A 26,038-nucleotide genomic window follows, 5' to 3' on the forward strand; every position below is an offset into this window, starting at 1 on the left:
GTCTACTGCGAGATCACCTTGCGCGGGGTGAGCCGGCAGACGACCCGCACCGCTTCCGGCGGGTCGAACGTGTACGGCTGGCCGTCGTACTTCAGGCTCAGCTCGTTGATCAACTCCTTGCCGCCCTCCTCCACCAGCGCCACCGACCCGTCCACGGTGAAGTACGAGTACGGCTGCTCCGGGTCGTACGCACAGATCGAGATCCGGGGGTCCCGCTCCATGTTCCGCGTCTTCTTCCGACCGCGAACGGTGGAGAAGAGGATGTCGTCGCCGTCCCGCTTGACCCACACGACGGTGGACTGCGGGCTGCCGTCCGCGTTCACGGTGGTCACGACGACAAACGTGGGGCCGTCGAGCAGCTTGCGGACCTTGTCGGGCAGCGCAGTTGTCATGACTCCGATCCTTCCTGGTAGATGAGGGCGGTGGCGACGGCCGCGAGTCCTTCACCCCGTCCGGTGAGCCCGAGCCCGTCCGTGGTCGTACCGGCCACCGTCACCGGGGCGCCGACCGCCTCGGAGAGCACCTGCTGCGCTTCCTCACGCCGCTTACCGATCTTGGGGCGGTTCCCGATGACCTGGATCGACACGTTCCCCACCGCAAAGCCGTGCTCGCGCAGCCGGCGTACGGTCTCGGCCAGCAGTGTTACCCCCGCCGCGCCCGCCCACTCGGGCTCCGCGGTGCCGAAGTTGCTACCGAGGTCACCGAGCCCCGCCGCGCTCAGCATCGCGTCGCAGGCGGCATGCGCGGCCACGTCGGCGTCGGAGTGCCCGGCCAGCCCGGACTCACCCGGCCACATGAGGCCGGCCACCCAGCACACCCGGCTCGGGTCGAAGGCGTGCACGTCCGTGCCGATGCCGACTCGCTGACTCAGTGTGCTCACCGCGTCAGGTTACGTGGAGGAGTGCCTCCGCGATCACCAGGTCCAGCGGACGCGTGATCTTCAGGGCGAGCTCCGAGCCCGGCACACACGTGACCGGCACACCGGCTTTTTCCACCATCCCGGCGTCGTCGGTGTGCGCCTCGAGCCCGGCGGCGTGCGCGGCCGCCAGCACGTCGTGCCGGAAGCCCTGAGGCGTCTGCACGCTGCGCAGCAATGACCGGTCGACCGTCCCGAGCACCACCTCGGCCGGACCGACCTCTTTGATCGTGTCGACGACGGGCAGCGCCGGGATCACCGCCGGGTGCCCGGCCCGGACCGCCGCGGCGACCGACTCGACCAGCTCGGGTGGGGTGAGCGCGCGGGCGGCGTCGTGCACGAGCACGATGCCGACGTCCGCGGGAACGATCGCGAGCGCCGCGGCTACGGAGTGCTGCCGCTCGGCACCACCGGCCACCACGGTCACGGGCGCGACCGGGGCCAGCAGAGCACGGACAGCCTCGACCTCCGCGGCGGGCGCGGCGACGACGATCAGACGAACGGAAGGAGCCGCCGCAACACGGCGGACGGCGTGCACCAGAAGCGGCTCGCCGGAGAGCAGGCGCAGGGCCTTGGGACCGCCCGGACCGAGACGCAGGCCGGCACCCGCAGCCGGAACAAGGACCGCGACGTCACCGCGAGCATTGAGCTGCGCGGTCACGTCGCGGTCCTGTTCAGCATGTCGAACATGTGGGGGTGGAGCAGAGGTGGTGGAACGTCACGCCTCGGTGAGGACCTTGTCGAGGAGAACTTCCGCCTCGTCCTTGGTGCTCTTCTCGGCGAGGGCCACCTCACCGACGAGGATGTCGCGGGCCTTGGCGAGCATGCGCTTCTCCCCGGCCGAGAGACCACGCTCACGCTCGCGACGCCAGAGGTCACGAACAACCTCGGCAACCTTGAGCGGGTTACCGGAGGCGAGCTTCTCGAGATTGGCCTTGTAACGCCGCGACCAGTTGGTCGGCTCCTCGGTGTGCGGCGCGCGGAGGACGTCGAAGACCTTACCCAGGCCTTCCTCGCCGACCACTTCGCGCACGCCGACGATCTCGGCGTTCTCAGCGGGCACTCGGACCGTCAGGTCGCCTTGGGCAACCCGCAGGACGAGGTACTTCTTTTCCACGCCCTTGATAGTTCTAGTCTCGATTGCCTCGATGAGTGCGGCCCCGTGGTGGGGGTAAACAACGGTCTCGCCGACACTGAAAACCATAGGTTCGAAACCCCTTTCGCTGTGTCTAGGGTAACACGCTCAGGCAGCGATGTCCCACCCTGGCCGTGACTGTTAGTGCAGCTCAGAGGGCCTGTGAGCCGTCTTTCTACCGCTTGACATGCGGGCGAAGACCTGCCTCAGTGACTCAGGGTGACCACGCCGTAACCACTCGACCCAGCGAGTCGGAAATTCCGGACCTGGAGCCTTTGCGAGGTCAAGCTTATCGCTAGGGACCGGAAGGGCTCACCACTGGCGGTCGGACCCTTGCGTGGGGGAGGCTGGACGCAGGTCCCCGGCCAGGCAACACTCGTCGGCAGGGGGGAGGGTGAATCGTGGGCAGTTTGAGCGACAACGGCGGCAACTGGCCGCCCGATGGCGGCTCCCCTGACGGCCTGCCCGACTTCCCCGAGGAGTGGGGCGTCATCGTCATCCCGGACGACCTCTCGGAGTTGTCCGAGGAGGTCACAGCCGTCCGGGAAGAGCTGCGGCAGACGCAGGAGAAGACCCGGTGGGAGCGGTTCGCCGACCGTCCGGGCATGCGGTCACTGCGCCGCATCGGCGCCGCCAGCCTGCGCGCACCCGTTCTGATCATCTCGATGGCCGTCCTCGTGACCGTGGCCAGCCTCTTCGCCTCCGCCTGGCCCGGGCCGTCCCGCTCGCCCGCGACCCAGCGCACCGCCAACACCACCGACGACCGCGGCGACCGGCTGCCCGCACTCGAGCTGATCGGCACCGACGGCAAGACTGTCCCGATCCGGGGGCAATTGCCCGCTGTTGTCCTGCTCACGGACGGTTGCGACTGTGCACAGCTGATTGCCGACACCGCTGCGGCCGTCAAGCCCGGGATCACCGTCGTGACCGTGGTCGCCGGAGCCGCTCCCGGCCAGACCGGTGCCGCGCCGGCGACCGGCGCCGTCCCGCAGGCTCCGGGCAAGGTGGTCAGCGCGCTCCGCGACCCGACCGGCGAGCTCCGCAGCGGCCTCAACCTCGGCGCACCCGACGGCACTGCCGCGGCCCTCCTGGTCGACAGCAGCGGAGAGATCGTCCGGGCGGTCCCGCGGACGGCCTCGATCGAAGACCTCCGCCCCGACCTCGCCCGCCTCTGACACCGCCCGTGACAGCCTGCTGAGACGGTTAGTAGGTGCGGCTGCGGGTCACTCGCCAGCGGAAGACCGCTGGGCCGTCCGTCTCGGCCGATACCGCCAGGTAGAACTCGCTGGCCAGCCCGACCGTCAGCTCCACCGGTGACGGCTCCCCGGCGGCGGCGCACGGCACCGCCCGGCCCGAGTCCACACCCCGGGAGCTGAGCCGTACCCGGACCTGGCCGTCACCGACGCAGAGCATCACCAGCTTGTACGAGCCGCCGCGGACCCCGGTCGTTCGCTCGGCACGCTCACCCGCCGGCAGCACCATCGTCTCGCCGCCCGACTGCAACGGCAGGTCGGGCAGCAGACGTTCGACCGTCTCACGGGCCGCCGCGACAGCCACCTCGTCGCCACGGTCGGGTGCGGCCCGCACGAACCACACGACACCGGCGAGGAGCAGGACGGCGGCAAGACCGTAGAGCGTTGCGCCCCTGGTCCTGTCCCCGTCCACCCGCCAACCCTAGGACCTCTCGAGCAGGACGCCATAGAGCGTCAGGCCAGGTCCGAAGGCCAGCATCACCACCCGCCGGGGTGGATCGGCGCGGCGGCGCAGGGCGTCCAGGACCAGCAGGACCGTCGGCGAGGAGCAGTTGCCGTAGGAGGAGAGGACCTCCCGTGACGGGGCCATGGCGTCGGTGGCGAGCCCGAGCTGCTCCTCCACCACGTCGAGGATCTTGGGGCCGCCCGGGTGCACCGCCCACCCGTCGACGTCACCGATCGTCAGGCCGTTCCGGGTGAGCAGGTCGTCGACCATGGGCCGGACGTGCACCGAGAGCACCGTCGGCACCTGGGGTGACAGGCCCATGCGGAAGCCGAGATCGGTCACGTCCCAGGTCATGTGGTCGGCCGTCGTGGTGTCCGTGAGCGCGGAGACGTCGCTGACGGCGTACCCGCCGGGGGTTGAGGAGGGCGTGAGGACGACGGCGGCCGCGGCGTCGGAGAAGAGAGCGTGGGACACGATCTGCTGGATGTCGGCGCGCGGGTCGGTGGGCTGGAGATGCAGGCTGGTCAGCTCGGCGCAGAGCAGCAGGGCGGGCCGGCCACGGGCGGCCACGAAGTCGGCGGCCGTGCCGAGACCGGGCAGCGCCGCATAACAGCCCATGTGGCCGACGAAGAGACGTTGCAGGGACGGGGCCATGCCCATGTCACGGGCCAGGAGGATGTCCAGGCCGGGCGTCGCGTATCCGGTGCAGGAACAGACCACGAAGAGACCCAGCTCGTCGGCCGCCACACCGGCCTCGGTGAGTGCCCGGCCCACCGCCTCCTTGGCGAGCGGCATGGCCTCGACCTGATAGCGGCGCATCCGGCGTTCGGTGGACCAGCCGGAGACGTCCTCGAGCAGCGGGCTGACCGCCGCCTGCCGGGTGCGGACGCCGGAGTTGGCGAAGATCCGCTGAGCCAGGCCGCGCCGCCCGCCCGCGTAGTGGTCGGAGAAGAAGCCCTTCCACAGATCGTCCTGTGCCGCCGACGGCGGCAGGGCCGTACCCATCCCGGCGATGACCGCCTGACCGATGTTTTTCACTTGTGCCTCCCCAGGCTGAACCCGCCGCTGTGGTGCATACCCACGTTGGCGGTCACCATCGCGGGGCTGAGCCTTGCGAGTCGGGATCACCCCCGAGAGCTTCGACACCGAGCCAGTCCGCGCAGACGTCGGAGGTCGCCGGTTGCAGCGAGCCGGCGCGGGCGTCGCGGTAGAGGCGTTCGAGCGGGTGACCGCGGCGCATCGCGGACGTGCCGGCCGCCTCCAGCATCGACGCGGCGACCTCGGCGGCCGTGGTGCCGGCCAGCAGTTTCGCCCGCCACACCCAGCGGTTGGTCTCCGTGTCGCCGGGGTTCTCGTCGACCCGCCGGGCCGCCTCCATGACCGTCAGGTGCGCGGCGGCCACCGCGGCGTCCGCCCGGCCGATGCGGGCCCGTACGGCCGGGAGGTGACCCAGGTTGCGGGCGTTCACGTGCTCGACGGCCGCGTCCACCGCCGCCCGGGCCACACCGACGTAGACAGCCGCGTAACTCGCGACCATCCAGTGCGGTGCCAGCTGGGCGACCACGAGGGCGAGGCCTTCGACACCGCCGAGCAGCGCGGTCTCCGGCACGGTCACGTCGACGTGGACGTCGTGGGAGCCGGTCGCGCGCATGCCCAGCGCGTCCCAGGTCGGCTCGACCGTCAGCCCGTCACCGGCCGGGACCAGGAACTGCGACACCTGGGCCGGGTCGTCCGCGCTGCGGGCCGCCACCAGGTAGGCGTCGGCGTGACCCGAACCCGAGCAGAACGTCTTGGAACCCTTGATGTGGAAACCGTCGGCCGTGCGCTCGTACGAGGTGGTCAGCTGGGAGAGACGGGAGCCGGCGCCGCGTTCGCTCATCGCCACGGCGTACCAGCTGCCCTCGGCCGCCGCCCGCAGGTAGTTGTCGCGGGCCTCGAGGGCTTCCGGTGGCAGGCCGAGCGCGTCGGCCAGCTCGTTCGTCACGCTGCCCAGCGCGCCCGTGACCGAGGCGTGCATGTTGAAGACCAGTGCGGTCGCACCGTTGCCCCGGGCCAGCTCGTAGGCGATGGCCGCATAGTCGGCAAAACCGGCACCGGCGCCACCGAGGCGTTCCGGAACCATCAGACCGAAGAGCCCGGACCGGCGCAGATCGGCAAAATCGTCGGCGGGGAACGATCCGTCCCGGTCGTGATCGGCCGCCCGGGCCGCAAACCTCGGCGCGAGCCGTCGTGCTTCCTCGGCTGTCATCTGCTCTCCCCCTGTTTGCGTCCCATGCCCTGGTAGACGACCGCGGTGGACCGGGTCGGGATCATCCGTCCCAGCGGGCGCGACCGGGTGCCCTTCGGCAGGAATAACCACCTGACCAGCCCGATCGTGCTCGGGCGCAGACCACGGACCTGCAGGCGTACGCCGTGCTTGGCGCACTCGGCGGTCAGCTCACCCGGGTCGACGAACAGCTCCGGGTCGTGGATCCCGACCGGAGCCGCACCGAAGCGCTCGCCGAGCGTGACCGTGACGAACCGCCCCACCGGGGTGTCGTTGACCGTGTCGAGGACGAGCAGCCCGCCCGGGCGCAGCACCCGGCACAGCTCGGCGACCGTGCCCGGCAGGTCGGTGACGTGCTCGAGGATCTCGCCGGCGACCACGACGTCGGCCGCGCCGTCGGCCAGCGGGAGCGCCGTCACGTCACCTGTCACCGGAGTCACACCCCGGCTCGCCGACTGCTCCAGGCCCGAGCGACGGAGATCCACGCCGACGTGCCGGTAACCGAGCCGCTGCACGTGCGGCGCCAGCAGACCACCGCCGCAGCCGGCGTCGACCAGGACCGCCTCCGGGCGCTCGGCCCGCGGCACCAGCGCACCCCGCGCAGCCGCCAGCCAGTGCAGGATCTCGAAGTGTCCCCCGGGCCGCCACCACTCACCCGCCAGGTCGTCGTACTGACGGGGGTCGTTGCGGGGGAGCAAGCGCATGTGATCGAGCGTGGCATGCGCGGGTCACAACCACCACACTGCTTTCATGTCCGGACCCGTCTCTCTGCTCAAGGCCTCCCACCCCGAACCGGGCGGAGCCGTCACGCTGGCCATGACCCTGCTCGCGATCGGGGTCGGGCACCGGGGCTGGGCGGTGCTCGGCGTCGCCGCGGCGATCGGGGCCACGCAGCTGTCCGTCGGCTGGGTCAACGACTGGCTGGACGCCGACCGTGACCGGGTGGCCGGGCGCACGGACAAGCCCGTGGCCTCGGGCGTCGTCTCCCGCCGTACCGTGGGGATCTCGGGGTTGATCGCGTCCCTGGCCATCCCCCTGCTGGGCCTGCCGTTCGGCGCGGCCGCGACGGTCTGCATCACGCTCGTCGGCATCTTCGCGCTGCTCTACGACTGGCCGCTGAAATCCACGGCCCTGTCCGTGGTCCCCTACCTGGTGGCGTTCGGCCTGATGCCGGCGTTCGTGGTGATCGCGCTGCCGGGTCACCCGTGGCCGCCCGCCTGGCTGGTCGCGGCGGGAGCGCTGCTCGGCGGTGGCGCCCACTTCGCCAACGTGCTGCCGGACCTCGCCGACGACGCCGCGACCGGTGTGGTCGGCCTCCCGCATCGCATCGGCGCGACCTGGTCGCGGATCGCGGCCGGCGGCCTGTTGCTGGCCGCGACCCTCACCCTGGTCTTCGGACCCCCCGGACCACCGTCGTGGCCCGGCATCGCGGCCGCCGCGGCCGCCGTCGTGGTCCTCCCCCTCGGTTGGTACGCCGGCAGGCGCGAAGCCGCCCGTGGTGCACGCCAGGTGGCGATGTTCCGTTCCGTGATCGTCGTGGCCCTGCTGGACGTGGTCCTGCTCGTGTTCAGCGGCCGGGTGGTGTGAATGGACGGGTCGGCGTACGCGCCGGATCTACGACCTCTACGCTGATCCGAGGAGCCTTGTACAAAGCCGCGTTTCTTGGAGGACTGTGATGCGCTCGCTGGGATCCCGCCGCGCCGCCCTCGTCACGGGTGTCGCTGCGGTGGCCGCCGTCGCGCTCGCCGGCTGCAGTGCCGGCCAGGTTGCCGAGACCGCCCTGAAGCGGCCCTCGAACATGGGCGTCAACGCGGACAGCTCCGACAAGAGCGTCTACATCCGCAACCTCTCCGTGCAATATCCGGGCACGGCCGGCTACGCGGCGGGTGACAGCGCGCCGCTGGAGCTGGGCATCTTCAACCAGACCAAGCAGCCGATCACCGTGCTGGTGAGCAGCCGGCCGGTCACCGACGAGTCCGTGAAGGACGAAATCGTCTCGGCGCGGGTCATCGGCCTGTCCGGTGGCGCCGCCGCGACGCCGTCGGCTCCCTCGTCGGCCATCCCGGAGCCGTCCGGCAGCCGCCCCTCGGGCGGTCAGGACGACCAGAATTCCGAGCAGATCCCCAGCCCGGACCCGAGCGACGGGCCGTCGCCCGCCGCCTCGCCGTCCGCGGCGACCCCGGCCGTGCGCCCCGCCCGCATCGAGCTCGAGCCGCTGGGTGCGGCCACGTTCCTGCCGGGCGACAAGGAGACGCTGCAGGCTGTCGGCCTCTCCGGCAAACTGGTCCCGGGCCAGTCGGTCAGCCTCGTCTTCGAGTTCAGCAACGGTGCCGAGCCGCTCGTTCTGCAGGCCCCCGTCGCCATCCCGCTGAGCCCCGCCTCGCGCGGTCCCGGCATCCCGCACGAGAACTCCGAGGAGTAAGTCCCCGGTTTGTCGTACCACCGGGCTAGCGTGGCTGCGTGACGACTTCCCGCACCCCGTCCCGTGCCCGCTCTGAGCCGCGACCTGCCTATCAGTGCGACGCGTGCGGTCATCAGCCGCCCAAGTGGCTCGGCCGCTGCCCGGAGTGCAACGAGTGGGGCTCGATCATCGAGTCCACGTTGACCGGTCCGGTCGTCTCGGGCCGCGTGGTCAGCTCCCGGATTCCGTCGGAGCCCGCCCGTCCCATCGCGACGATCAGCGCGGCCCCGGCCAAGGCGGTGCCCAGCGGTGTCAGCGAGCTCGACCGGGTCCTCGGTGGCGGTCTGGTGCCCGGCGCCGTGGTCCTGCTGGCGGGCGAGCCCGGCGTCGGCAAGTCGACCCTGCTGCTCGACGTGGCCCAGCAGTGGGCCGCCGGCACGAGCACGCCGTCGCTCGTGGTCAGCGGCGAGGAGTCGGTCAGCCAGGTGCGGCTGCGCGCCGAACGCCTCGGTGCCCTCCACGAGAAGCTCTACCTCGCCTCCGAGAGTGACCTCGGCGCGGTCCTCGGCCACCTCGACGCGGTCAAGCCCGGCCTGCTCATCATCGACTCGGTGCAGACGATCTCCGCCCCCGGCACCGAGGGTGTCCCCGGCGGCGTGACCCAGGTCCGTGCGGTCACCGCCGCACTGGTCAGCATCGCCAAGGAGCGCGGCGTCGCGACCGTCCTGGTGGGGCACGTCACCAAGGACGGTTCGGTGGCCGGCCCGCGGGTCCTCGAGCACCTGGTCGACGTCGTGCTGCACTTCGAGGGTGACAAGCACTCGTCACTGCGCCTGGTCCGCGGTGTGAAAAACCGCTACGGCCCGGCCGACGAGGTCGGCTGCTTCGAGATGCACGAGAGCGGCATCGTCAGCCTGGCCGACCCGTCCGGGCTGTTCCTGACCCGATACAACGAGCCGGTGCCGGGCACCTGCGTCACGGTGGCCATGGAGGGCCGCCGGGCGATGGTGACCGAGGTGCAGGCCCTGATCGGCGCCCAGGTCCAGGGCTCACCCCGGCGGACGGTCTCGGGACTCGACAGCGCCCGGCTGGCCATGGTCCTGGCGGTGCTCCAGCGCCGCATGGAAAAGATCAAGCTGCACGACCGTGAGGTCTTCGCGGCCACCGTCGGCGGCATCCGGGTCACCGAGCCCTCGGCCGACCTCGCGATGGCCCTGGCAGTGGCGTCGGGCGCGCTCAACCTCGCGATGGCGCCGCATCTGGTCGCGATCGGTGAGGTCGGGCTCACGGGCGAGGTCCGCCGGGTGGGTGCAGTCGGCCGGCGGCTGGCCGAGGCGGCCCGGCTCGGTTTCCGCTTCGCCCTCGTCCCGCCCGGCTGCGGACCCGGTGAAAATGACAGCCCACCCAAGGGCATGCGTGTTGTCGAAGTCGGCGACCTGCAGAGCGCGGTGCAGTGGGCAGCCCGTGCCTCAGCCGAATAAAACTCGCCTTCCGGTTACATCGAGTGACGGTAGATAACGCTATGGAGCATCGACCGAACCGCGGCTCGTTGACCTGGATGACAGTCCGTAGAATGTACAGGTGCCGCTCGACCGCGAGGCCTCATCCCACCGCCATGCCAACGGGGCTGCTGCCGGTTTCAACGGTTCGGCAGCCCGCCCGATGACCCCTGCGACGCCCGGCCTGACCGGCGGCGGGGTCAACGCCGACCCGTTGCGCGCCAACCTCGCGCTGATGGCGCCGGGCACAGCCCTGCGCGACGGCCTCGAACGCATCCTCCGCGGTCGCACCGGCGCACTCATCGTCCTCGGTTACGACGCGGTCGTCGAGACGCTCTGCACGGGCGGCTTCGCCCTCGACGTCGAGTTCTCCGCCACCCGCCTCCGCGAGCTGTGCAAGATGGACGGCGCCGTGGTCCTCTCCAGCGACGGGACCCGCATCGTCCGGGCCGCCGTCCACCTGATGCCCGACCCGGGCATCCACTCCGAGGAGTCCGGCACCCGCCACCGCACAGCCGAGCGGGTCGCCAAGCAGTCCGGCTTCCCGGTGATCTCGGTCAGCCAGTCGATGCACATCATCGGCCTCTACGTGAACGGCCAGCGCCACGTCCTCGACGACTCGGCCGCCATCCTGTCCCGCGCCAACCAGGCCCTGGCCACCCTCGAGCGCTACAAACTGCGCCTCGACGAGGTCTCCGGCACCCTGTCCGCCCTGGAGATCGAAGACCTGGTCACCGTCCGCGACGCGGTTGCGGTCGTCCAGCGCCTCGAAATGGTTCGCCGCATCGCCGACGAAATCTCCGGCTACGTCGTCGAGCTCGGCACCGACGGCCGCCTCCTCGCCCTCCAGCTCGACGAGCTGATGGCCGGCGTCGACTCCGACCGCACCCTGGTCATCCGCGACTATCTGCCGACCGGCCGCAAGGCCCGCACGCTGGACGAGGCCCTGGTCGAGCTCGACCTCCTCACCGCCACCGAAATGATCGACCTGGTCGCGGTGGCCAAGGCCATCGGTTACCCGGGCGCTTCGGACGCCTTGGACGCGGCCGTGAGCCCGCGAGGTTTCCGGCTGCTGGCCAAGGTCCCCCGCCTCCCCGCCCAGATCGTCGAACGCCTGGTGGACCACTTCGGCAGCCTCCAACGCCTCCTCGGCGCAACCGTCGAAGATCTCCAGGCGGTCGAGGGCGTGGGCGACGCCCGCGCCCGCGGCGTCCGCGAAGGCCTCTCCCGGCTGGCCGAAGCCTCGATCCTCGAACGCTACGTCTGACCGCGCCCGCGATCGTCCGGTGGGCGGTCGAGACACCGGACCCGGAGGCTTTTCAACGCTTCCCTGCCGCGATGTGGGGCCGGCAGTTCCGATCGGCGTTCGCTGACCTGGGTTAAATCGCCCGCAGGCCGGCGTCCGGCTCTACGGGACTGCCGGCGGGGTCAGGCTGTGATGTCGAGGGCTACGGCGGCGCTGACCTTGGCGCCCAGGCGGCCGCGGAGGGAGTATTCGCCGGCGGCCGGGGCTGTGCCCGCGGCCAGGCCGGCCGAGCACTTGTTGGCCTGCTTGCCGTTCCAGGTCACGTTGTACTCGCGCTCACCGTTCGGCGGGAACGAGCGGACCTCCGAACCCTTGACCGTGCTGCAGGTGTCGGACGACCACATCTTCTGCACGCCCTGCTCGATGTAGAGCTCCTGCAGGTCGGCGCCGACGTCACGCGTACAGGTGCGGGCCGAGATGTTCTTGATTTTGAGGCGGATGGCCAGGGGCGCGCCGCGGCGGACCGTTGTTGTGCTCGGCACCGGGGTCACGGACATTTCCGCGTCGGTGCACGTGCCACCTGCGGCGGCCGCGATGTTTGCGTCGGTCGTGTCGTCGCCCGCGGGGTCGTTCGGGTCGGTGCCTGCGCCGGCTGAGGGCTTGGAGGCCGGGCCGGTGGCGGTCAGGTCGCCGGGGTCGGGGAGCGACGGGTTGCCCGCGCCCGGGCCCGGGTCCGTGAACGACGGCTCGGGATCGTCGGGCGTTGAGGCCCCGGGGGCCGGTGTGGGGCCCTGGGACGACACCGAGCCGCTGCCGCCGCGCTTCTTGGTGTCGTCGTCGCCGCCGGAGCACGACACGAACAGCACGATGACGCCGAGCAGCAGTGCGCCGAGCACCACGGCGCGGCGCCGCCAGTACACGGCGGAGGGAAGGGGACCTACCGTCGAACGCATGATGGGTGCACCGTATCCCCGTCACGCCAGCCGGACGGGCGCGACGCGCCGGTTACGCGACACCGACTCGCTTACTGATCGTTAGAGATAGACCTTGCGCTGGTAGACGGCGTGGGCACCGGCGACACGATCAAGGAAGAGTTTTCCGTCGCAGTGATCGATCTCGTGCTGCAGGGCCCGTGCTTCGAAGGCGTCGGTGGTCAGGAGGACGGCTTCACCCGTACCGGGGAGGACGGCCTCGACCACGAGGCGGCTTGCGCGTTTCACGTCGCCGGTCAGGTCGGGGACGGACATGCAGCCCTCGCGGCCGGGGCGCCAGCGGCTCGCCTCGACGACCCGGGCGTTGCACAGCACAAACGTGCCGTGGTTGGTCGCCGTTTTCGGGTGCTGGGTCACGTCCACCGCGAACACCCGCGCACCGACACCCACCTGCGGCGCGGCGAGGCCGACACAGCCGGGCGACACCCGCATCGTGGCGACCAGGTCGGCGGCGAGCTGCACCACCTCGGGGTCCAGCGGGTCGACGTCGGCGCCGACGGTGCTCAGGACGCTCGCCGGGGCGGTGACCACGGGCAGGACCTTGCCGTCGACCCCGAGAACGTCGGGTTTCCAGTCGGCCAGGGCGTCACTCACAGGACGTCCGATTCGGCGCGGCGCAGCGTGACATCGACACCCAGCTCGTCGGCGGCGAGTGCGAGGCGGGCGGCCAGCGTGTCGGCACCGCCGGACGGCACCTCGACCTCGGCGATCAGCACGTAGAGCGGCCCGGTCAGGCGGGTGGTGAGGTCGGTGATGTTGCCACCGGCCGCGGCGACCACCCGGGTGACGGCGGCGACGATGCCGAGACGGTCCGCGCCGTGGACGCTGACCAGGTACGGCTCCCCCGCAACGTCCGCGTCGGCCTCGGGGGCAACCGCCCGCACCGTGGCGAGCAGGCCGGTGAGGGGTGCCAGCGCCTTCTCGACGTCCTCGGCGGCAGGCCCGTTGCAGATCAGGGTCATGGCGAAGTGGCCGCGGAGCCGGGTCATCGTGGAGTCGGACAGGTTCGCCCCGACACCGGCGAGGGCCTCGGAGACGTCCGCGATGATGCCGGTCCGGTCGGGACCGATGACGGTGATGGCAAGCTCGTTCACCCCGGCATCTTAAGCTGGACCGGTTATGACGCTCGCCGACTCGGTCACCCAGTGGTACGACATCAACGCCCGCGACCTGCCCTGGCGGGTCCCCGGCACCAGCGCCTGGGCGGTGCTGGTCAGCGAGGTGATGCTCCAGCAGACACCCGTCGTCCGGGTGACTCCGGCCTGGCACGCCTGGATGGAACGCTGGCCCACACCCGCCGACCTGACCCAGGATCCCCCGTCCGAGGCGATCCGCATGTGGGGTCGCCTGGGCTACCCCCGCCGGGCGATGCGGCTGCACGCGTGCGCTGTGGCCATCGTGGAACGCCACGGCGGCCGGGTGCCCGACGACCTCGACCAGTTGCTCGCCCTGCCCGGAGTCGGGACCTACACGGCCCGTGCGGTGGCGACCTTCGCGTACGGGCAACGTCACCCGGTCGTGGACACCAACGTCCGGCGGGTCGTGTCCCGGGCGGTCGCGGGTGACCCGGACGCCGGGCCCGCCACGACAACCGCGGATCTCGCCGCGATGGCCGAACTGCTGCCGATCGAGCCGGCCCGGGCCGCGCGCGCCAGCATCGCCTTCATGGAGCTGGGCGCGATCGTCTGCACAGCGCGATCACCCCGCTGCGGGGTCTGCCCGTTCGAGCAGGTGTGTGCGTGGCATCAGAGCGGTGCTCCGGCGCCGGCGGGTCCGACCCGCAAGACCCAGAAGTACGCCGGGACCGACCGTCAGGTCCGGGGTCTGCTGCTGGAGGTGCTGCGGCACGCCACCGGCCCGGTGCCGCGTCAACGTCTGGACACGGTCTGGGCCGACGAGGTGCAGCGCGCCCGCGCCCTGTCCGGCCTGGTCACGGACGGCCTGGTCGAGCCGCTCGACTCGGACGCCGACCGTTTTGTCCTCGCCGGCGACCACCCGCCCCGCTTTCCACCGCTCAGTTGATCTCGAGGGTGGTCGCCAGCTCCGGCGTCAGCGGGTAGGGCTGTTCGGCGGGGAGCAGCGCCGGGTCGCGGGTCGCCTGGATCTGGTGTGCAAGATCGGTGACGTCGCGGATGGCGACCGTCCACTCGTCCACGTACCGTCCGACCGCTTCACGGCCCAGCCCGAGCTGCAACGACCGGTACGGCAGCGGCTGCAACTGGATGTTCCGCTCGGGATCCCACTGGACCCGGACCGGACTCTTCCGCAGCCGCCGGGACCAGTCGGCCTGGCTCTCCCCGCTGCCGGGCGAGTGATGGCTGATGCACGCGTGCGCGAGCGCCCACTCGAACCCGGTCCGGCTGATGTCGATCGCGAGGACGCGCTCCTGGCCGGGCTTCGCGCCCCAGCCGCAGCGGTACATCATCCACAGGAACGACGGCTTGATCCAGGTCATCCGCTCGAGCTTGAACGGCGGGACGAAGTGGCCCGCGCGTACCGCCGGTTCGGCGATCTGGACGGGATAGGCCTGGTAGACGGTGATCGTCTTGTCGGTGAAAGCGGCCCTGATCTGCCGCTGAGGAACTTCCATGCGTCCATGGTCGCGTACCGGGGCCAGCCATTTAACGGCGGAACGGCCCGGCGCCGAAGCGCCGGGCCGTTCCGATGATCGTGCTTTTTACTCCTCCGAGGCAGCCGCGCCGAGGTCGGCGGGCACTGCGTCGGGGACCACCGAGCCGCGGTCAGCTCCCGTGAAGGTGAGCTTCGACTTCTCGATGTTGTCCGGGTCGCCCTCGCAGTCCACGACCACGATCTGGCCGGGGCGCAGCTCGTTGAAGAGGATCTGCTCGGACAGGGTGTCCTCCAGGTCGCGCTGGATCGTCCGGCGCAGCGGCCGGGCGCCCAGGACCGGGTCGAAGCCCTTCTTCGCCAGGTACTTCTTGGCGTTGTCGGTCAGCTCGAGGCCCATGTCCTTGTTCTTGAGCTGGCCCTCGATCCGCGCCGTGAAGATGTCGACGATCTGAAGGATCTCCTCCTGCCGAAGCTGGTGGAAGACGATCGTGTCGTCGATGCGGTTGAGGAACTCCGGGCGGAAGTGCTGCTTCAGCTCGTCGTTGACCTTGACCTTCATCCGGTCGTAGTTGCTCTCGACGTCCTCGGACGCCTGGAAGCCCAGCGACACCGCCTTGGCCACGTCACGCGTGCCGAGGTTGGTGGTCAGGATGATCACCGTGTTCTTGAAGTCCACGATGCGGCCCTGACCGTCGGTGAGGCGGCCGTCCTCCAGGATCTGCAGGAGCGTGTTGAACACGTCCGGGTGGGCCTTCTCGATCTCGTCGAAGAGGACCACGGAGAACGGCTTGCGGCGGACCTTCTCGGTCAGCTGGCCGCCCTCGTCGTATCCCACGTAGCCGGGAGGCGCACCGACGAGGCGCGACACCGTGTAGCGGTCGTGGAACTCGGACATGTCGAGCTGGATCAGCGCGTCCTCGGAGCCGAAGAGGAACTCGGCCAGCGCCTTGGAGAGCTCGGTCTTACCGACACCGGACGGGCCGGCGAAGATGAACGAGCCCGAGGGGCGCTTCGGGTCCTTCAGGCCGGCGCGGGTACGCCGGATGGCCTTCGAGACCGCCTTCACAGCGTCCTCCTGGCCGATGACGCGCTTGTGGAGCTCGTCCTCCATGCGCAGCAGGCGGGACGTCTCCTCCTCGGTCAGCTTGTAGACCGGGATGCCGGTCCAGTTGCCCAGGACCTCGGCGATCTGCTCGTCGTCGACCTCGGACACGACGTCGAGGTCGCCGGCCTTCCACTCCTTCTCCCGCTGGGCCTTCTGCCCGAGGAGCTGCTTCTCCTTGTCGCGCAGCTGCGCGGCCCGCTCGAAGTCCTGCGCGTCGATCGCGGACTCCTTGTCGCGGCGGACCTGGGCGATGCGCTCGTCGAAGTCACGGAGGTCCGGCGGCGCGGTCATCCGGCGGATGCGCATCCGGGCGCCGGCCTCGTCGATCAGGTCGATCGCCTTGTCCGGGAGGAAGCGGTCCGAGATGTACCGGTCGGCCAGCGTCGCCGCGGCCACGAGGGCAGCGTCGGTGATGCTGATCCGGTGGTGCGCCTCGTAACGGTCGCGGAGGCCCTTGAGGATCTCGATGGTGTGCGCCAGCGACGGCTCACCCACCTGGATCGGCTGGAAGCGGCGCTCGAGAGCGGCGTCCTTCTCGAGGTGCTTGCGGTACTCGTCAAGGGTGGTCGCGCCGATGGTCTGGAGCTCACCACGCGCGAGCATGGGCTTCAGGATCGAGGCGGCGTCGATGGCGCCCTCGGCGGCACCGGCACCCACCAGGGTGTGGATCTCGTCGATGAAGAGGATGATGTCGCCCCGCGTGCGGATCTCCTTGAGCACCTTCTTGAGGCGCTCCTCGAAGTCACCGCGGTAACGGGAGCCGGCCACCAGCGCGCCGAGGTCGAGCGTGTAGAGCTGCTTGTCCTTGAGCGTCTCGGGCACCTCGCCCTTGACGATGGACTGGGACAGCCCCTCGACGACGGCGGTCTTGCCGACGCCGGGCTCGCCGATCAGCACCGGGTTGTTCTTGGTACGGCGGGAGAGCACCTGCATGACCCGCTCGATTTCCTTCTCCCGGCCGATGACCGGGTCGAGCTTGCCCTCGCGGGCGGCCTGGGTCAGGTTGCGTCCGAACTGGTCGAGAACCAGGCTCGTCGACGGGGCGGCCTCGCCCGCGGCGGCTCCGGCGGCAGCCGGCTCCTTGCCCTGGTAGCCCGAGAGCAGCTGGATGACCTGCTGGCGGACCCGGTTGAGGTCGGCGCCGAGCTTGACCAGCACCTGGGCGGCGACGCCCTCGCCCTCACGGATCAGCCCGAGCAGGATGTGCTCCGTGCCGATGTAGTTGTGGCCGAGCTGCAGGGCCTCGCGCAGCGAGAGCTCCAGCACCTTCTTGGCCCGCGGCGTGAACGGGATGTGCCCGCTCGGCGCCTGCTGACCCTGGCCGATGATCTCCTCGACCTGCTGCCGGACCCCCTCGAGGGAGATGCCGAGGCTCTCCAGAGCCTTCGCGGCAACACCTTCGCCCTCGTGGATCAGGCCGAGCAGGATGTGCTCTGTCCCGATGTAGTTGTGGTTGAGCATCCGGGCCTCTTCTTGGGCCAGGACGACAACCCGTCGCGCTCGGTCGGTGAACCGCTCGAACATGCCCTCGTGCTCCTCACGTGCCGTGCGCCAATGAACTGGCGGGGCCAGCGCACGGGTATCGGTGATACCTGTGCTCATCCACTCTATCGCCGCCGGGTGACTCTGCTGGGCCCTCGAGCCCTCTCGGGACGTCCTGCGCCGATGTTCTTCCAAACTTCGCACGCTCACGGGCTGTTCCCCACCCTTGAGGAGTACGCGCACAGCGAAATCCCCAGCACCCGAAGCTTCGTCCACAGCCTGTGGACAACACCGTCCACCCCTGTGGATAACTTACGCAAGGTCGGCGAAGAACGCGCGAAAAGCAGCAGGGTCCGTGGCGCGTGTGCGCCACGGACCCCGCTTCACAGCCCTACCGCTCAGCGGCCGGGACCCTTCGCGTGGAACTCGTCCACGATCTCCTGCGGGATCCGGCCCCGGTCGGAGATGTCCTTGCCGGCCTTCTTGGCCCACTCGCGGATCGCTTTGTTCTGCTCCCGGTCGGCGGTCGCGCCACCACGACCGCGCGCCGCGCGGCCGCCGACGACAACACCACCGCGCGCGACCTTCGAGCCCGCGCCCACGTACGGCGCGAAGACGTCCCGCAATTTCGCCGCGTTCTTGTCGGACAGGTCGATCTCATACTGAATGCCGTCGAGGGCGAACTTGACGGTCTCCTCGGCGTCACCGCCGTCGAGGTCATCGACCAGCTTGTGAATGATCTGCTTGGCCACGCGCCGTTATCCTCCCGAACACAGGTTCTCTCTCCACGCTTTTCCCGTGAACAATAACGCCCGTGCTGCGTGATCCGTCAATGGCGGGGAGCCGATTGCGGTGCGGCGATGCAAATCGTGTGACCTGCGCGGGCTACTCGGGCCGGACCAACGGGAACAGGATCGTTTCCCGAATGCCCAGACCCGTCAACGCCATGAGAAGCCGGTCGATTCCCATTCCCATGCCACCGGCCGGCGGCATTCCGTACTCCATCGCGCGGAGGAAATCCTCGTCGAGCTGCATCGCTTCCGCGTCGCCGCCGGCGGCCAGCAGCGACTGCGCCACCAGACGTTCGCGCTGCACGACGGGATCGACCAGCTCCGAGTAGGCGGTGGCCAGCTCGAAGCCCATGACGTAGAGGTCCCACTTCTCCGTCAGCCCCGGCGTCTCCCGGTGTGCGCGGGTCAGCGGGGTGGTCTCCTCCGGGTAGTCCCGCACGAAGGTGGGCGCCTGGAGCGTGTGCTGGACGAGGTGCTCGAAAAGCTCCTCCGCCAGCTTGCCCGGTCCCCACTTCGGGTCGACGCTCAGATCGACCTTTTCCGCGTACCGCTGGAGCTGTGCGAGATCGGTCTCGACGGTCACTTCTTCGCCGAGCGCCTCGGAGAGGGAACCGAACAGGGTGACAGATCGCCACTCACCGCTGAGATCCAACTCGGTGCCGTCGAAGTGGGTCACGATGTGTGATCCGGCCGTTGCGTTCGCGGCCTCCTGAATCCACTCGCGCACCTGCCGCTGCATGATGTTGTAGTCCGCATACGCCTCGTACGCCTCGAGCATCGCGAACTCCGGCGAGTGCGTGGAATCCATGCCCTCATTGCGGAAGTTGCGGTTGATCTCGAAGACGCGTTCGATGCCGCCGACGACCGCCCGCTTCAAAAAGAGTTCCGGGGCGATACGCAGATAGAGATCTATGTCGAGTGCGTTGCTGTGCGTCACAAACGGCCGGGCAGTCGCGCCGCCGTGCAGCAACTGCAACATCGGCGTTTCCACTTCGAGATAATTGCGCTCGAACAGCGACTCACGCAGGCTGCGTACCGTCGCGGAGCGGGCCCGGACCATGTCCCGGGCCTGCGGGCGGACGATCAGGTCGACATAACGCTGCCGGACCCGGGTCTCCTCGCCCAGGGGGCGGTGGGCGACCGGGAGCGGGCGCAGCGCCTTGGCCGTCATGGTCCAGGAGTCGGCGAGCACGGACAGCTCACCGCGGCGACTGGTGATCACCTCGCCGGTGATGCCGACCAGGTCACCCAGGTCGACAACACGCTTCCACTGCTCCAGGGACTCGGCGCCGACCTTGTCCAGCGAGAGCATGGCCTGCAGCTCGGTCCCGTCGCCGTCCCGCAGCGTCGCGAAACAGAGCTTGCCGCCGTTGCGTACGAAGATCACCCGGCCGGTGACGCCGACCTTGTCACCCGACGCCGTGTCGGTCTCCAGGTCAGCGTACTTCGAGCGGATCTCGGCGAGGGTCGCCGTGCGCTCGAAGCCGACGGGGTACGGCTCGATGCCCTCCGCCAGCAGCCGGTCCCGCTTCGACCGGCGGACCCGCATCTGTTCGGGAAGGTCCTCGGCGGGTTCGACGGGTACGGGGTTCTGCTGCTCGGTCACGGCACGACTCTCTGTGGAGGACAAATTTCCAGGTTCCGAAAAGCCTACTAAGGCCGTCTCAGACGTTCCGCTCATATACCATCCGCAGCCCGATCAGCGTGATCATCGGCTCGTGGGCGGTGATCGTGCGGCACTCGTCCTTGACCAGCCAGGCCAGCCCGCCGGTGGCGATGACCGAGCGGACACCACCGCCCAGCTCGGCGGCCATCAGCTCGACGATGCGGTCGACCTGCCCGGCGACGCCGTAGTAGAGGCCGGACTGCAGGCACTCGACGGTGTTCTTGCCGATCACCGAGCGGGGTTTGGCCGGCTCGACCTTGCGCAGCTGAGCGGCCCGCGCGGCCAGCGCGTCGAAGGAGATCTCGATGCCGGGCGCGAACGCCCCACCGAGGAATTCACCCTTCGCGCTGATGACGTCGAAGTTCGTGGTGGTGCCGAAATCGACCACGATCGAGGGCCCGCCGTAGAGGGCGTGCGCGGCGAGCGTGTTGACCACGCGGTCCGCGCCGACCTCCTTGGGGTTGTCGATGGCCAGCTGCACGCCGGTCTTCACCCCCGGCTCCACGATGACGTTGGGCAGGTCACCGTAGTAACGCGCCAGCATCGTGCGCAGCGAACGCAGCGCGGCCGGCACGGTCGAACAGGCCGCGACACCCGTGATCTCCACCGCGTCCCCGGCGAGCAGGCCCCGGAACATCAGACCGAGCTCGTCGGCGGTGGACCGGGCGTCGGTCTTGATCCGCCAACTGTGGACGATCTTGTCCCCGTCGAAGGTGGCCAGGACGGTGTTGGTGTTTCCGATGTCGATGCAGAGCAGCACGGAGAGGAGCCTAACCATTCATCCGGTACGGGGCGTGGCCGTCCACAACCGCAACACCGTCGACCATGCCTCGCGGACGTTTGTTCCGCCGAGTGGGCCGCCCACCCTCGGGCGGCCCAAGCTCACGTGGTGCGGGGGCGGAGGTCCATGGCGATGTCGAGGATCGGGGACGAGTGGGTCAGGCCGCCGACCGACAGGTAGTCGACGCCGGTCGCCGCGTAGTCCTTGACCGTCGCCAGCGTGAGATTGCCTGTGGCCTCCAGCTCGGCACGGTCACCGACGGCGGCCACCACCTCGCGCAGCAGGTCAGGTGTCATGTTGTCGCACAGCAGGAAGTCCGCGCCCGCCTCCACGGCTTCCACCGCCTCGGCGACCGTCGTGACCTCGACCTGCACGGCCACATCCGGGAACGTCGAGCGCACCGCCCGGTAGGCAGCGGTGATGCTGCCCGCAGCGAGCTTGTGGTTGTCCTTGATCATGGCGACGTCGTAGAGGCCCATGCGCTTGTTGGTGCCACCACCGGCCCGCACCGCGTATTTCTCCAGCACGCGCAGGCCCGGTGTCGTCTTGCGGGTGTCCAGGACCGTGGCCTTGGTGCCGGCCAGTTCGTCGGCCCACCGGCGGGTGTGGGTGGCGACACCCGACATGCGGCAGAGCAGGTTGAGGGCCGTGCGCTCGGCCGTGAGCAGCGACCGTGTCGGACCGGTGATCACCGCAAGGACGTCACCGCGGACGACCCGGGTGCCCTCCTCGACACGCTGATCGAACTCCGCGGTTCCACCCGAGGTGGCCGCGAAGACCTGGGCCGCGACCGGCAGACCGGCCACCACACCGGGCGCGCGGGCGACCAGCTCGGCCGTGTCGAACTGACCGGCGGGAATCGTCGCCTCGCTGGTCACGTCCCGCGGCGGATCACCGAGGTCCTCGGCCAGCGCCGTGTAGACGATCCGCTCGACCTCGGCCAGATCCAACCCGTCGGTCATGCCATCTCCTCGAAGGTCTGCGTCAGGTGTCCCGCGTTGTCGATCGCGTCCAGGAGGTGGCCGCGCCATTCGTCGAGGGCGTTGGGGTAGTCCTCGCGCCAGTGGCAGCCGCGGGTCTCGCGGCGTTCGGAGGCCGAGGCGACCAGTGCGCTCGCCACCGTGAGCAGGTTGGTCGCTTCCCACGAGGCGTTGTTCGGGCGGCCGTGCTGCTCACCGAGGCGGGACAGCTCCTTGGCCGTGGCCGCCAGTGAGTCGGCCGAGCGCAGCACACCGGCGCCTCGGGTCATCGAACGCTGCAGATCGGCACGGACCGCCGGGGAGACCACCCAGCCCGGGCCGCCGGCCTGAGCCACCGGGTCCGCCTGCGGGGGCAGGTCGCGGGCGATGTCGTCGGCGATGCGCCGGGAGAAGACCAGGCCTTCCAGCAGCGAGTTGCTGGCCAGCCGGTTGGCGCCGTGCACGCCCGTGCAGGCGACCTCGCCGCAGGCGTACAGGCCGGGGATGGAGGTGCGGCCGGCGAGGTCGGTGCGGACGCCGCCCGAGGCGTAGTGGGCCGCCGGGGCGACCGGGATCAGCTCGGTCGCCGGGTCGACGCCCGCCGCGCGGGTCGACGCCACGATCGTCGGGAAGCGCTGCTCGAGGAACTCCTTGCCGAGGTGCCGCGCGTCCAGGTAAACGTGGTCGGCGCCGGTGGCCCGCAGCACGCGATGGATGCCCTTGGCGACGACGTCACGGGGAGCCAGCTCGGCTAGCTCGTGCTGGCCGACCATGAAACGCTTGCCGGTCTCGTCGACCAGGTGGGCGCCTTCGCCGCGCAACGCCTCGGAGATCAGTGGCCGCTGCACCGACGTCACGCTCGCCGTCACGAACGACGTCGGGTGGAACTGCACGAACTCCACGTCGGTGACCTTCGCGCCGGCTCGCAGGGCGAGCGCGACGCCGTCGCCCGTGGAGACCGCCGGGTTGGTGGTGGAGGCGAAGATCTGACCCATGCCGCCCGTCGCGAGCACCACCGCGCGGGCCAGGATCGAGCCGACACCGTCCTCGCTGCCCTCGCCGAGCACGTGCAGGGTGATGCCGCAGACCCGGCCGTCGGACGCACGCAGCAGGTCAAGGACCAGGGCGTGCTCGACCAGCCTGATCCACGGGTCGCGGTGCACCGCCGCGTGCAGCGCGCGCTGGACCTCGGCGCCGGTCGCGTCGCCGCCCGCGTGCACGATGCGGTCGGCGCGGTGGCCGCCCTCGCGGGTCAGCATCAGCGAACCGTCGTCGTTGCGGTCGAACTCCGCCCCGATGCGCATCAGTTCACGGATCCGCGCGGGGCCCTCCTCGACCAGGACGCGTACGGCTGCGGGGTCGCAGAGGCCGACCCCCGCGATCTCGGTGTCGAACGCATGGGCCTCGGGGGTGTCGAGGGGGTCGAGCACGGCCGCGATGCCACCCTGCGCCCACCGGGTCGACCCGTCGTCGATGTTGACCTTGGTGACGACGGTGACGTGCAGACCGGACTCGCGCAGGTAGAGGGCGGCGGTCAGGCCCGCGACGCCGGAGCCGACGACCAGCACATCGGTGGTCTCGGTCCAGCCGGGCTCGGCGGCGGCCAGACGGCGGGGAAGCGCCGGAAGGTCGGCAAGATGCGACATGGGCTCAGTCAACCTCGCCCGGCCCGCGAAATCACGGCCGGGGCGTGAAGAAGTGCCGGGCGTTACTGGTACTGGACCGGCATGGCCGTGGGGCCCTTGCCCTTCAGCGAGGCCGTCAGCGTCGCCTGATCCAGCCACAGGTAACAGCGCACACCCCGATCGCCCAGCTCCCAGACGTCGTCGCCACCGGGCAGCGAGATCACACCGGCGCGGTACTGCAGGTCGGCGTCGTCGGGCACTTCGACGTACGACGCGATCAGGCTCCGGCAGCCGTCGTGGAACTTGTCCCAGTCCTTGGAGTTCTCCGGGTACGCCAGATCACCCGCATCCCAGACGCCGACGAACTCGGCGTTGTGCTTGGCCGCGCACGCCGTCGAGGGCATCGTGCCGATCTTGCCGTCCTGGTCGAGCAGCACGTTGTAGCAGGTCAGCAGCAGTGGGGACTTCGGCGCCTTGAGGGCGTTCTGGAGGCTGCCGACCCGCTGGACCAGCCCGCCGTCGTCCTCGACCGAGCTGCTGACCAGCGCCTCGCAGCGGTACCAGCGGGCACCACCGGTCCAGGCGGCCCGCGTCGGCTGGGTCACCCCGATCCAGAGCCGGCTGGTGCGCCACGGCGCTCCCACGTACACGGTGGTCTTCAGGTCGCAGATCCTGTACGCCGCGCGCGCACCCGCCGAGTCCGGTGCCGGTGGATCCGCGGCCTCGGCGGCCGGACTCGGATATTTGCCGACGTAGACCGTCTCGGTGCGGTGCTTGAGTTTGCAGTCGACCTCTTCGTACGTGGCCCGGGCCCCGAAGGTCGAGAAGTTGGCCAGGTGGCAGGTCTCCGCCACGGGCGTGAAGCCGGTCGGCGCCCCGATCGCGGCCCAGCCGTTGGTGAGGTTGCCGTCGACGCCGCCCGGATTGCCGCAGCCACCGAGCAAAACGGTCAGGGCAACTGCCAGCCCCAGAAGGGCCCGCCCGGCGAGGTGTCGCATGGAACCGAGCCTCCCGAGCGTCAACCGTGTCCGTTTTGTCGATCATAGGGCAATCGACACGGGCGACACGGCGGCTTCGGCAAGACCTTTCAGCACACTGACAGGCTCAGGCGGCCTCTCCGAGCAGGAGCGGAACGTTGTCGATCAGACGCGTGGTGCCGACCTTGGCGGCGACGAGCAGCCGCGCCGGGCCGTCCGCGGGCGCCGGCCCCAGCAGTGGGTCGGTGAGCGCCAGATAGTCCACCTGCACACCGGGCTCGTCGGCGAGGATCTTGCCGGCCGCCTCCAGCGCGCTCTCCGCGTCGCTCTGGGCCGCGCCCTCCCGCAGCGCCTGCGAGAGCGCGAGTGCCGCCTGCCGCTGCTCGGCCGAGAGGTAGCGGTTGCGGCTGGACAGCGCCAGGCCGTCGGCCTCCCGCACGGTCGGCACGCCGATGATCTCCGCGCCGATCTCCAGGTCACGCACCATCCGCCGGATCAGGGACAGCTGCTGGAAGTCCTTCTCGCCGAAGAACGCCAGGTCGGCCCGCGTGAGCAGGAGCAGCTTGGCGACCACGGTGAGCATCCCGGAGAAGTGCCCGGGCCGGCTGGCGCCCTCCAGGATCTCGCCCATCGGACCGGCGGCCAGCGTCACCAGCGGCGAACCACCGGGGTACATCTCGTCGCGGTCCGGCGCGAACACCAGGTCGACCTGCTCGGCACGGCAGGCCTCGACGTCGGCGTCGAGCGTGCGGGGGTACTTGTCGAAGTCCTCGTTCGGGCCGAACTGCAGCGGGTTCACGAAGATCGTGACCAGCACGAAGTCGCCGCGCTCGCGGGCCTCGCGCATCAGCTGCCGGTGCCCCTCGTGCAGCGCACCCATGGTCATCACGACGGCCACGCGGCCGGTCGCGGCGGACCGGGCGGCAGCCAGCTCGGCGCGGGTGTGGACGAGCGCGGTCATGAGGGGCTCCCTACGGTCGCGTGGGCGAGAACGTCGAGCAGCAGCGCCGCATCCTGCGGCCGCAGCCTTCCTGCCGCGATGGCACGGTCGGCGGTGCGCCGGGCCAGAGCGAGATAAGCCGGTACGGACTCCGGCGCGAGGTGGTCCAGATGTTTGCGTACCGTTCCGGCGTCACCGCGCGAGACCGGCCCGGTCAGGGCGGCGTCCCCGAGGAGCAGCGCGTTGTCCAGCGCCGCGTGCAGCAGCGGCGAGAGCACGGTCGCGGGGTCCTCGACACCGGCCGTCCGCAGCAGGTCGGCAGCCTCGTTGACCAGCGTGACCAGGTGGTTTGCGCCGTGCGCGAGGGCCGCGTGATAGAGCGGGCGAGCGTCCTCGGCGATCCACTCGGGGATGCCACCGAGATCCGTGACCAGGCGCGAGGCGAAGGCCCTGTCCCGCGCGGTGATGCCCCAGGCGATGCCCGGCAGCCGCTCGAGGTCGGCGTCCGCGCCGGTGAACGTCATGGCCGGGTGCAGGGCGATGCCGTCCCGGTCACCCAGAACGGCCAGACCGTGCGCGCCCGAGGTGTGCGCGACGACCGTGCCGTCACGCAACGAGCCGGTGGCTGCCAGACCGGACACGACACCGGCCAGATGATCGTCGGGAACGGCGAGCAGCAGCAGATCGGTGGCGGCGCGGGCGACCTCGTCGGCGGGACGGATCTCGGCGTGCGGGAGAAGGCGCCGGGCGCGTTCGCGGGAGGCGGCGGAGACGGCTGCGGCGGCGACCACGTGATGTCCGGCGGCCTCGAGGGCGGCGCCGAGCACGGCACCCACCCGTCCCGCGCCGACCACACCGACGACCAGGGAAGAAGCACGCTTTCCGGCGCGCTGCACAGCGCTCATAGAAAGATCCAGTCCTCGCGAAAGGGGGTACCGGTCGATCGCAAGTATGCGCCGACGTAACACGCTCGTGACAAGAGCGTGTG

At 70.3% G+C, this 26,038-nt stretch carries 27 protein-coding genes; 6 read left to right on the forward strand and 21 right to left on the reverse strand.

Going from position 1 to position 26,038, the window contains the following annotated elements; genetic code table 11:
• Positions 1-2 precede the first annotated feature (2 nt).
• From AFR_RS41475 to AFR_RS41490, 4 genes are read right to left on the reverse strand one after another with little or no spacing between them, the layout of a single operon-like run.
• On the reverse strand, positions 3-392 hold the full coding sequence (locus AFR_RS41475) for a PPOX class F420-dependent oxidoreductase (protein WP_023562839.1): 390 nt from the start codon (positions 390-392) through the stop codon (positions 3-5).
• On the reverse strand, positions 389-871 hold the full coding sequence (gene ispF, locus AFR_RS41480; protein ID WP_041843395.1) for a 2-C-methyl-D-erythritol 2,4-cyclodiphosphate synthase: 483 nt from the start codon (positions 869-871) through the stop codon (positions 389-391). The genes AFR_RS41475 and ispF overlap by 4 nt, the downstream gene beginning before the upstream one ends.
• Positions 872-884: 13 nt before the next feature.
• A complete protein-coding gene (gene ispD / locus AFR_RS41485; RefSeq protein ID WP_023562841.1) occupies positions 885-1,577 on the reverse strand; it encodes a 2-C-methyl-D-erythritol 4-phosphate cytidylyltransferase in 693 nt (230 codons plus the stop codon).
• 57 nt (positions 1,578-1,634) lie between these two features.
• Positions 1,635-2,120 carry a CarD family transcriptional regulator gene (locus AFR_RS41490; RefSeq protein ID WP_023562842.1) on the reverse strand — a complete coding sequence of 162 codons (486 nt, stop codon included), beginning with the start codon at positions 2,118-2,120 and terminating at the stop codon, positions 1,635-1,637.
• A gap of 332 nt (positions 2,121-2,452) precedes the next feature.
• Between AFR_RS41490 and AFR_RS41495 the strand changes: the two genes are divergently transcribed.
• The gene (locus AFR_RS41495; RefSeq protein ID WP_023562843.1) at positions 2,453-3,226 is read left to right on the forward strand and encodes a hypothetical protein; all 774 of its coding nucleotides are present in this window, start codon (positions 2,453-2,455) and stop codon (positions 3,224-3,226) included.
• A gap of 28 nt (positions 3,227-3,254) precedes the next feature.
• Here AFR_RS41495 and AFR_RS41500 read toward each other — a convergent pair whose 3' ends face one another.
• From AFR_RS41500 to AFR_RS41515, 4 genes are all read right to left on the reverse strand, one after another.
• Positions 3,255-3,716, reverse strand: coding sequence for a DUF6023 family protein (locus AFR_RS41500; RefSeq protein WP_023562844.1), 462 nt, complete (start codon positions 3,714-3,716; stop codon positions 3,255-3,257).
• 9 nt (positions 3,717-3,725) lie between these two features.
• Complete coding sequence (locus AFR_RS41505; protein WP_041843397.1) at positions 3,726-4,754, reverse strand: type III polyketide synthase; 1,029 nt, start codon at positions 4,752-4,754, stop codon at positions 3,726-3,728.
• A gap of 85 nt (positions 4,755-4,839) precedes the next feature.
• Complete coding sequence (locus tag AFR_RS41510; RefSeq protein ID WP_023562846.1) at positions 4,840-5,997, reverse strand: acyl-CoA dehydrogenase family protein; 1,158 nt, start codon at positions 5,995-5,997, stop codon at positions 4,840-4,842.
• Positions 5,994-6,719, reverse strand: a complete 726-nt coding sequence (locus tag AFR_RS41515; protein WP_041841556.1) for a methyltransferase domain-containing protein — start codon at positions 6,717-6,719, stop codon at positions 5,994-5,996. Before AFR_RS41515 ends, AFR_RS41510 begins: the two co-directional genes overlap by 4 nt.
• A gap of 46 nt (positions 6,720-6,765) precedes the next feature.
• On the opposite strand from AFR_RS41515, the gene AFR_RS41520 reads away from it, so the two are divergent.
• The 4 genes from AFR_RS41520 (at position 6,766) to disA (ending at position 11,182) form a co-directional block, all read left to right on the forward strand.
• A complete protein-coding gene (locus AFR_RS41520; RefSeq protein ID WP_023562848.1) occupies positions 6,766-7,602 on the forward strand; it encodes a UbiA family prenyltransferase in 837 nt (278 codons plus the stop codon).
• Positions 7,603-7,690: 88 nt separating this feature from the next.
• Positions 7,691-8,437: a hypothetical protein gene (locus tag AFR_RS41525; RefSeq protein ID WP_023562849.1), complete on the forward strand. Its 747-nt coding sequence runs from the start codon at positions 7,691-7,693 to the stop codon at positions 8,435-8,437.
• Between the two features lie 38 nt (positions 8,438-8,475).
• Positions 8,476-9,897: a DNA repair protein RadA gene (gene radA / locus AFR_RS41530; RefSeq protein WP_041841558.1), complete on the forward strand. Its 1,422-nt coding sequence runs from the start codon at positions 8,476-8,478 to the stop codon at positions 9,895-9,897.
• 100 nt (positions 9,898-9,997) lie between these two features.
• Positions 9,998-11,182, forward strand: a complete 1,185-nt coding sequence (gene disA / locus AFR_RS41535) for a DNA integrity scanning diadenylate cyclase DisA (protein ID WP_023562851.1) — start codon at positions 9,998-10,000, stop codon at positions 11,180-11,182.
• Positions 11,183-11,343: 161 nt separating this feature from the next.
• Here disA and AFR_RS41540 read toward each other — a convergent pair whose 3' ends face one another.
• The 3 genes from AFR_RS41540 to AFR_RS41550 all read right to left on the reverse strand — a co-directional run bounded on the left by AFR_RS41540 (position 11,344) and on the right by AFR_RS41550 (position 13,247).
• Positions 11,344-12,114 carry a hypothetical protein gene (locus AFR_RS41540; protein WP_041841559.1) on the reverse strand — a complete coding sequence of 257 codons (771 nt, stop codon included), beginning with the start codon at positions 12,112-12,114 and terminating at the stop codon, positions 11,344-11,346.
• An 81-nt stretch (positions 12,115-12,195) separates the two neighbouring features.
• The gene (locus tag AFR_RS41545; RefSeq protein WP_023562853.1) at positions 12,196-12,747 is read right to left on the reverse strand and encodes a peptide deformylase; all 552 of its coding nucleotides are present in this window, start codon (positions 12,745-12,747) and stop codon (positions 12,196-12,198) included.
• Complete coding sequence (locus tag AFR_RS41550) at positions 12,744-13,247, reverse strand: glycine cleavage system transcriptional repressor (protein ID WP_023562854.1); 504 nt, start codon at positions 13,245-13,247, stop codon at positions 12,744-12,746. Before AFR_RS41550 ends, AFR_RS41545 begins: the two co-directional genes overlap by 4 nt.
• 25 nt (positions 13,248-13,272) lie before the next feature.
• On the opposite strand from AFR_RS41550, the gene AFR_RS41555 reads away from it, so the two are divergent.
• Positions 13,273-14,175 carry an iron-sulfur binding domain-containing protein gene (locus AFR_RS41555; RefSeq protein ID WP_023562855.1) on the forward strand — a complete coding sequence of 301 codons (903 nt, stop codon included), beginning with the start codon at positions 13,273-13,275 and terminating at the stop codon, positions 14,173-14,175.
• Here the strand turns inward: AFR_RS41555 and AFR_RS41560 are convergent.
• The 10 genes from AFR_RS41560 to AFR_RS41605 all read right to left on the reverse strand — a co-directional run bounded on the left by AFR_RS41560 (position 14,168) and on the right by AFR_RS41605 (position 25,955).
• Positions 14,168-14,743 (reverse strand): DUF4291 domain-containing protein, encoded by a 576-nt coding sequence (locus AFR_RS41560; protein ID WP_023562856.1) that lies wholly within the window; start codon positions 14,741-14,743, stop codon positions 14,168-14,170. The two genes, AFR_RS41555 and AFR_RS41560, sit on opposite strands and share 8 nt — an antisense overlap.
• Positions 14,744-14,830: 87 nt before the next feature.
• On the reverse strand, positions 14,831-17,353 hold the full coding sequence (locus tag AFR_RS41565) for an ATP-dependent Clp protease ATP-binding subunit (protein ID WP_023562857.1): 2,523 nt from the start codon (positions 17,351-17,353) through the stop codon (positions 14,831-14,833).
• A gap of 356 nt (positions 17,354-17,709) precedes the next feature.
• Positions 17,710-18,063 (reverse strand): histone-like nucleoid-structuring protein Lsr2, encoded by a 354-nt coding sequence (locus AFR_RS41570; protein ID WP_023562858.1) that lies wholly within the window; start codon positions 18,061-18,063, stop codon positions 17,710-17,712.
• A gap of 133 nt (positions 18,064-18,196) precedes the next feature.
• Positions 18,197-19,651, reverse strand: a complete 1,455-nt coding sequence (lysS, locus tag AFR_RS41575; protein ID WP_052359921.1) for a lysine--tRNA ligase — start codon at positions 19,649-19,651, stop codon at positions 18,197-18,199.
• 115 nt (positions 19,652-19,766) lie between these two features.
• A complete protein-coding gene (locus tag AFR_RS41580) occupies positions 19,767-20,528 on the reverse strand; it encodes a type III pantothenate kinase (RefSeq protein WP_023562860.1) in 762 nt (253 codons plus the stop codon).
• Positions 20,529-20,650: 122 nt separating this feature from the next.
• Positions 20,651-21,511, reverse strand: coding sequence for a carboxylating nicotinate-nucleotide diphosphorylase (gene nadC, locus AFR_RS41585; protein WP_023562861.1), 861 nt, complete (start codon positions 21,509-21,511; stop codon positions 20,651-20,653).
• The gene (locus tag AFR_RS41590; RefSeq protein WP_023562862.1) at positions 21,508-23,154 is read right to left on the reverse strand and encodes an L-aspartate oxidase; all 1,647 of its coding nucleotides are present in this window, start codon (positions 23,152-23,154) and stop codon (positions 21,508-21,510) included. Before AFR_RS41590 ends, nadC begins: the two co-directional genes overlap by 4 nt.
• A gap of 62 nt (positions 23,155-23,216) precedes the next feature.
• The gene (locus tag AFR_RS41595) at positions 23,217-24,131 is read right to left on the reverse strand and encodes a septum formation family protein (RefSeq protein ID WP_023562863.1); all 915 of its coding nucleotides are present in this window, start codon (positions 24,129-24,131) and stop codon (positions 23,217-23,219) included.
• Positions 24,132-24,237: 106 nt separating this feature from the next.
• A complete protein-coding gene (panC, locus tag AFR_RS41600) occupies positions 24,238-25,071 on the reverse strand; it encodes a pantoate--beta-alanine ligase (protein WP_023562864.1) in 834 nt (277 codons plus the stop codon).
• Complete coding sequence (locus tag AFR_RS41605; protein WP_023562865.1) at positions 25,068-25,955, reverse strand: Rossmann-like and DUF2520 domain-containing protein; 888 nt, start codon at positions 25,953-25,955, stop codon at positions 25,068-25,070. Before AFR_RS41605 ends, panC begins: the two co-directional genes overlap by 4 nt.
• Positions 25,956-26,038 lie beyond the last annotated feature (83 nt).

The organism is Amorphoplanes friuliensis DSM 7358 (assembly GCF_000494755.1).
Lineage (GTDB): Bacteria > Actinomycetota > Actinomycetes > Mycobacteriales > Micromonosporaceae > Actinoplanes > Actinoplanes friuliensis.

Bases quoted from the DNA above. Each gene is read 5' to 3' on its own strand.
- AFR_RS41475 (WP_023562839.1), bottom strand. From the start codon at position 392: ATGACAACTGCGCTGCCCGACAAGGTCCGCAAGCTGCTCGACGGCCCC.
- AFR_RS41490 (WP_023562842.1), bottom strand. From the start codon at position 2,120: ATGGTTTTCAGTGTCGGCGAGACCGTTGTTTACCCCCACCACGGGGCC.
- AFR_RS41505 (WP_041843397.1), bottom strand. From the start codon at position 4,754: ATGGGTACGGCCCTGCCGCCGTCGGCGGCACAGGACGATCTGTGGAAG.
- AFR_RS41510 (WP_023562846.1), bottom strand. From the start codon at position 5,997: ATGACAGCCGAGGAAGCACGACGGCTCGCGCCGAGGTTTGCGGCCCGG.
- AFR_RS41515 (WP_041841556.1), bottom strand. From the start codon at position 6,719: ATGCGCTTGCTCCCCCGCAACGACCCCCGTCAGTACGACGACCTGGCG.
- AFR_RS41520 (WP_023562848.1), top strand. From the start codon at position 6,766: ATGTCCGGACCCGTCTCTCTGCTCAAGGCCTCCCACCCCGAACCGGGC.
- AFR_RS41525 (WP_023562849.1), top strand. From the start codon at position 7,691: ATGCGCTCGCTGGGATCCCGCCGCGCCGCCCTCGTCACGGGTGTCGCT.
- AFR_RS41540 (WP_041841559.1), bottom strand. From the start codon at position 12,114: ATGCGTTCGACGGTAGGTCCCCTTCCCTCCGCCGTGTACTGGCGGCGC.
- AFR_RS41555 (WP_023562855.1), top strand. From the start codon at position 13,273: ATGACGCTCGCCGACTCGGTCACCCAGTGGTACGACATCAACGCCCGC.
- AFR_RS41560 (WP_023562856.1), bottom strand. From the start codon at position 14,743: ATGGAAGTTCCTCAGCGGCAGATCAGGGCCGCTTTCACCGACAAGACG.
- AFR_RS41565 (WP_023562857.1), bottom strand. From the start codon at position 17,353: ATGTTCGAGCGGTTCACCGACCGAGCGCGACGGGTTGTCGTCCTGGCC.
- lysS (WP_052359921.1), bottom strand. From the start codon at position 19,651: ATGCGGGTCCGCCGGTCGAAGCGGGACCGGCTGCTGGCGGAGGGCATC.
- nadC (WP_023562861.1), bottom strand. From the start codon at position 21,511: ATGACCGACGGGTTGGATCTGGCCGAGGTCGAGCGGATCGTCTACACG.
- AFR_RS41590 (WP_023562862.1), bottom strand. From the start codon at position 23,154: ATGTCGCATCTTGCCGACCTTCCGGCGCTTCCCCGCCGTCTGGCCGCC.
- AFR_RS41595 (WP_023562863.1), bottom strand. From the start codon at position 24,131: ATGCGACACCTCGCCGGGCGGGCCCTTCTGGGGCTGGCAGTTGCCCTG.
- panC (WP_023562864.1), bottom strand. From the start codon at position 25,071: ATGACCGCGCTCGTCCACACCCGCGCCGAGCTGGCTGCCGCCCGGTCC.
- AFR_RS41605 (WP_023562865.1), bottom strand. From the start codon at position 25,955: ATGAGCGCTGTGCAGCGCGCCGGAAAGCGTGCTTCTTCCCTGGTCGTC.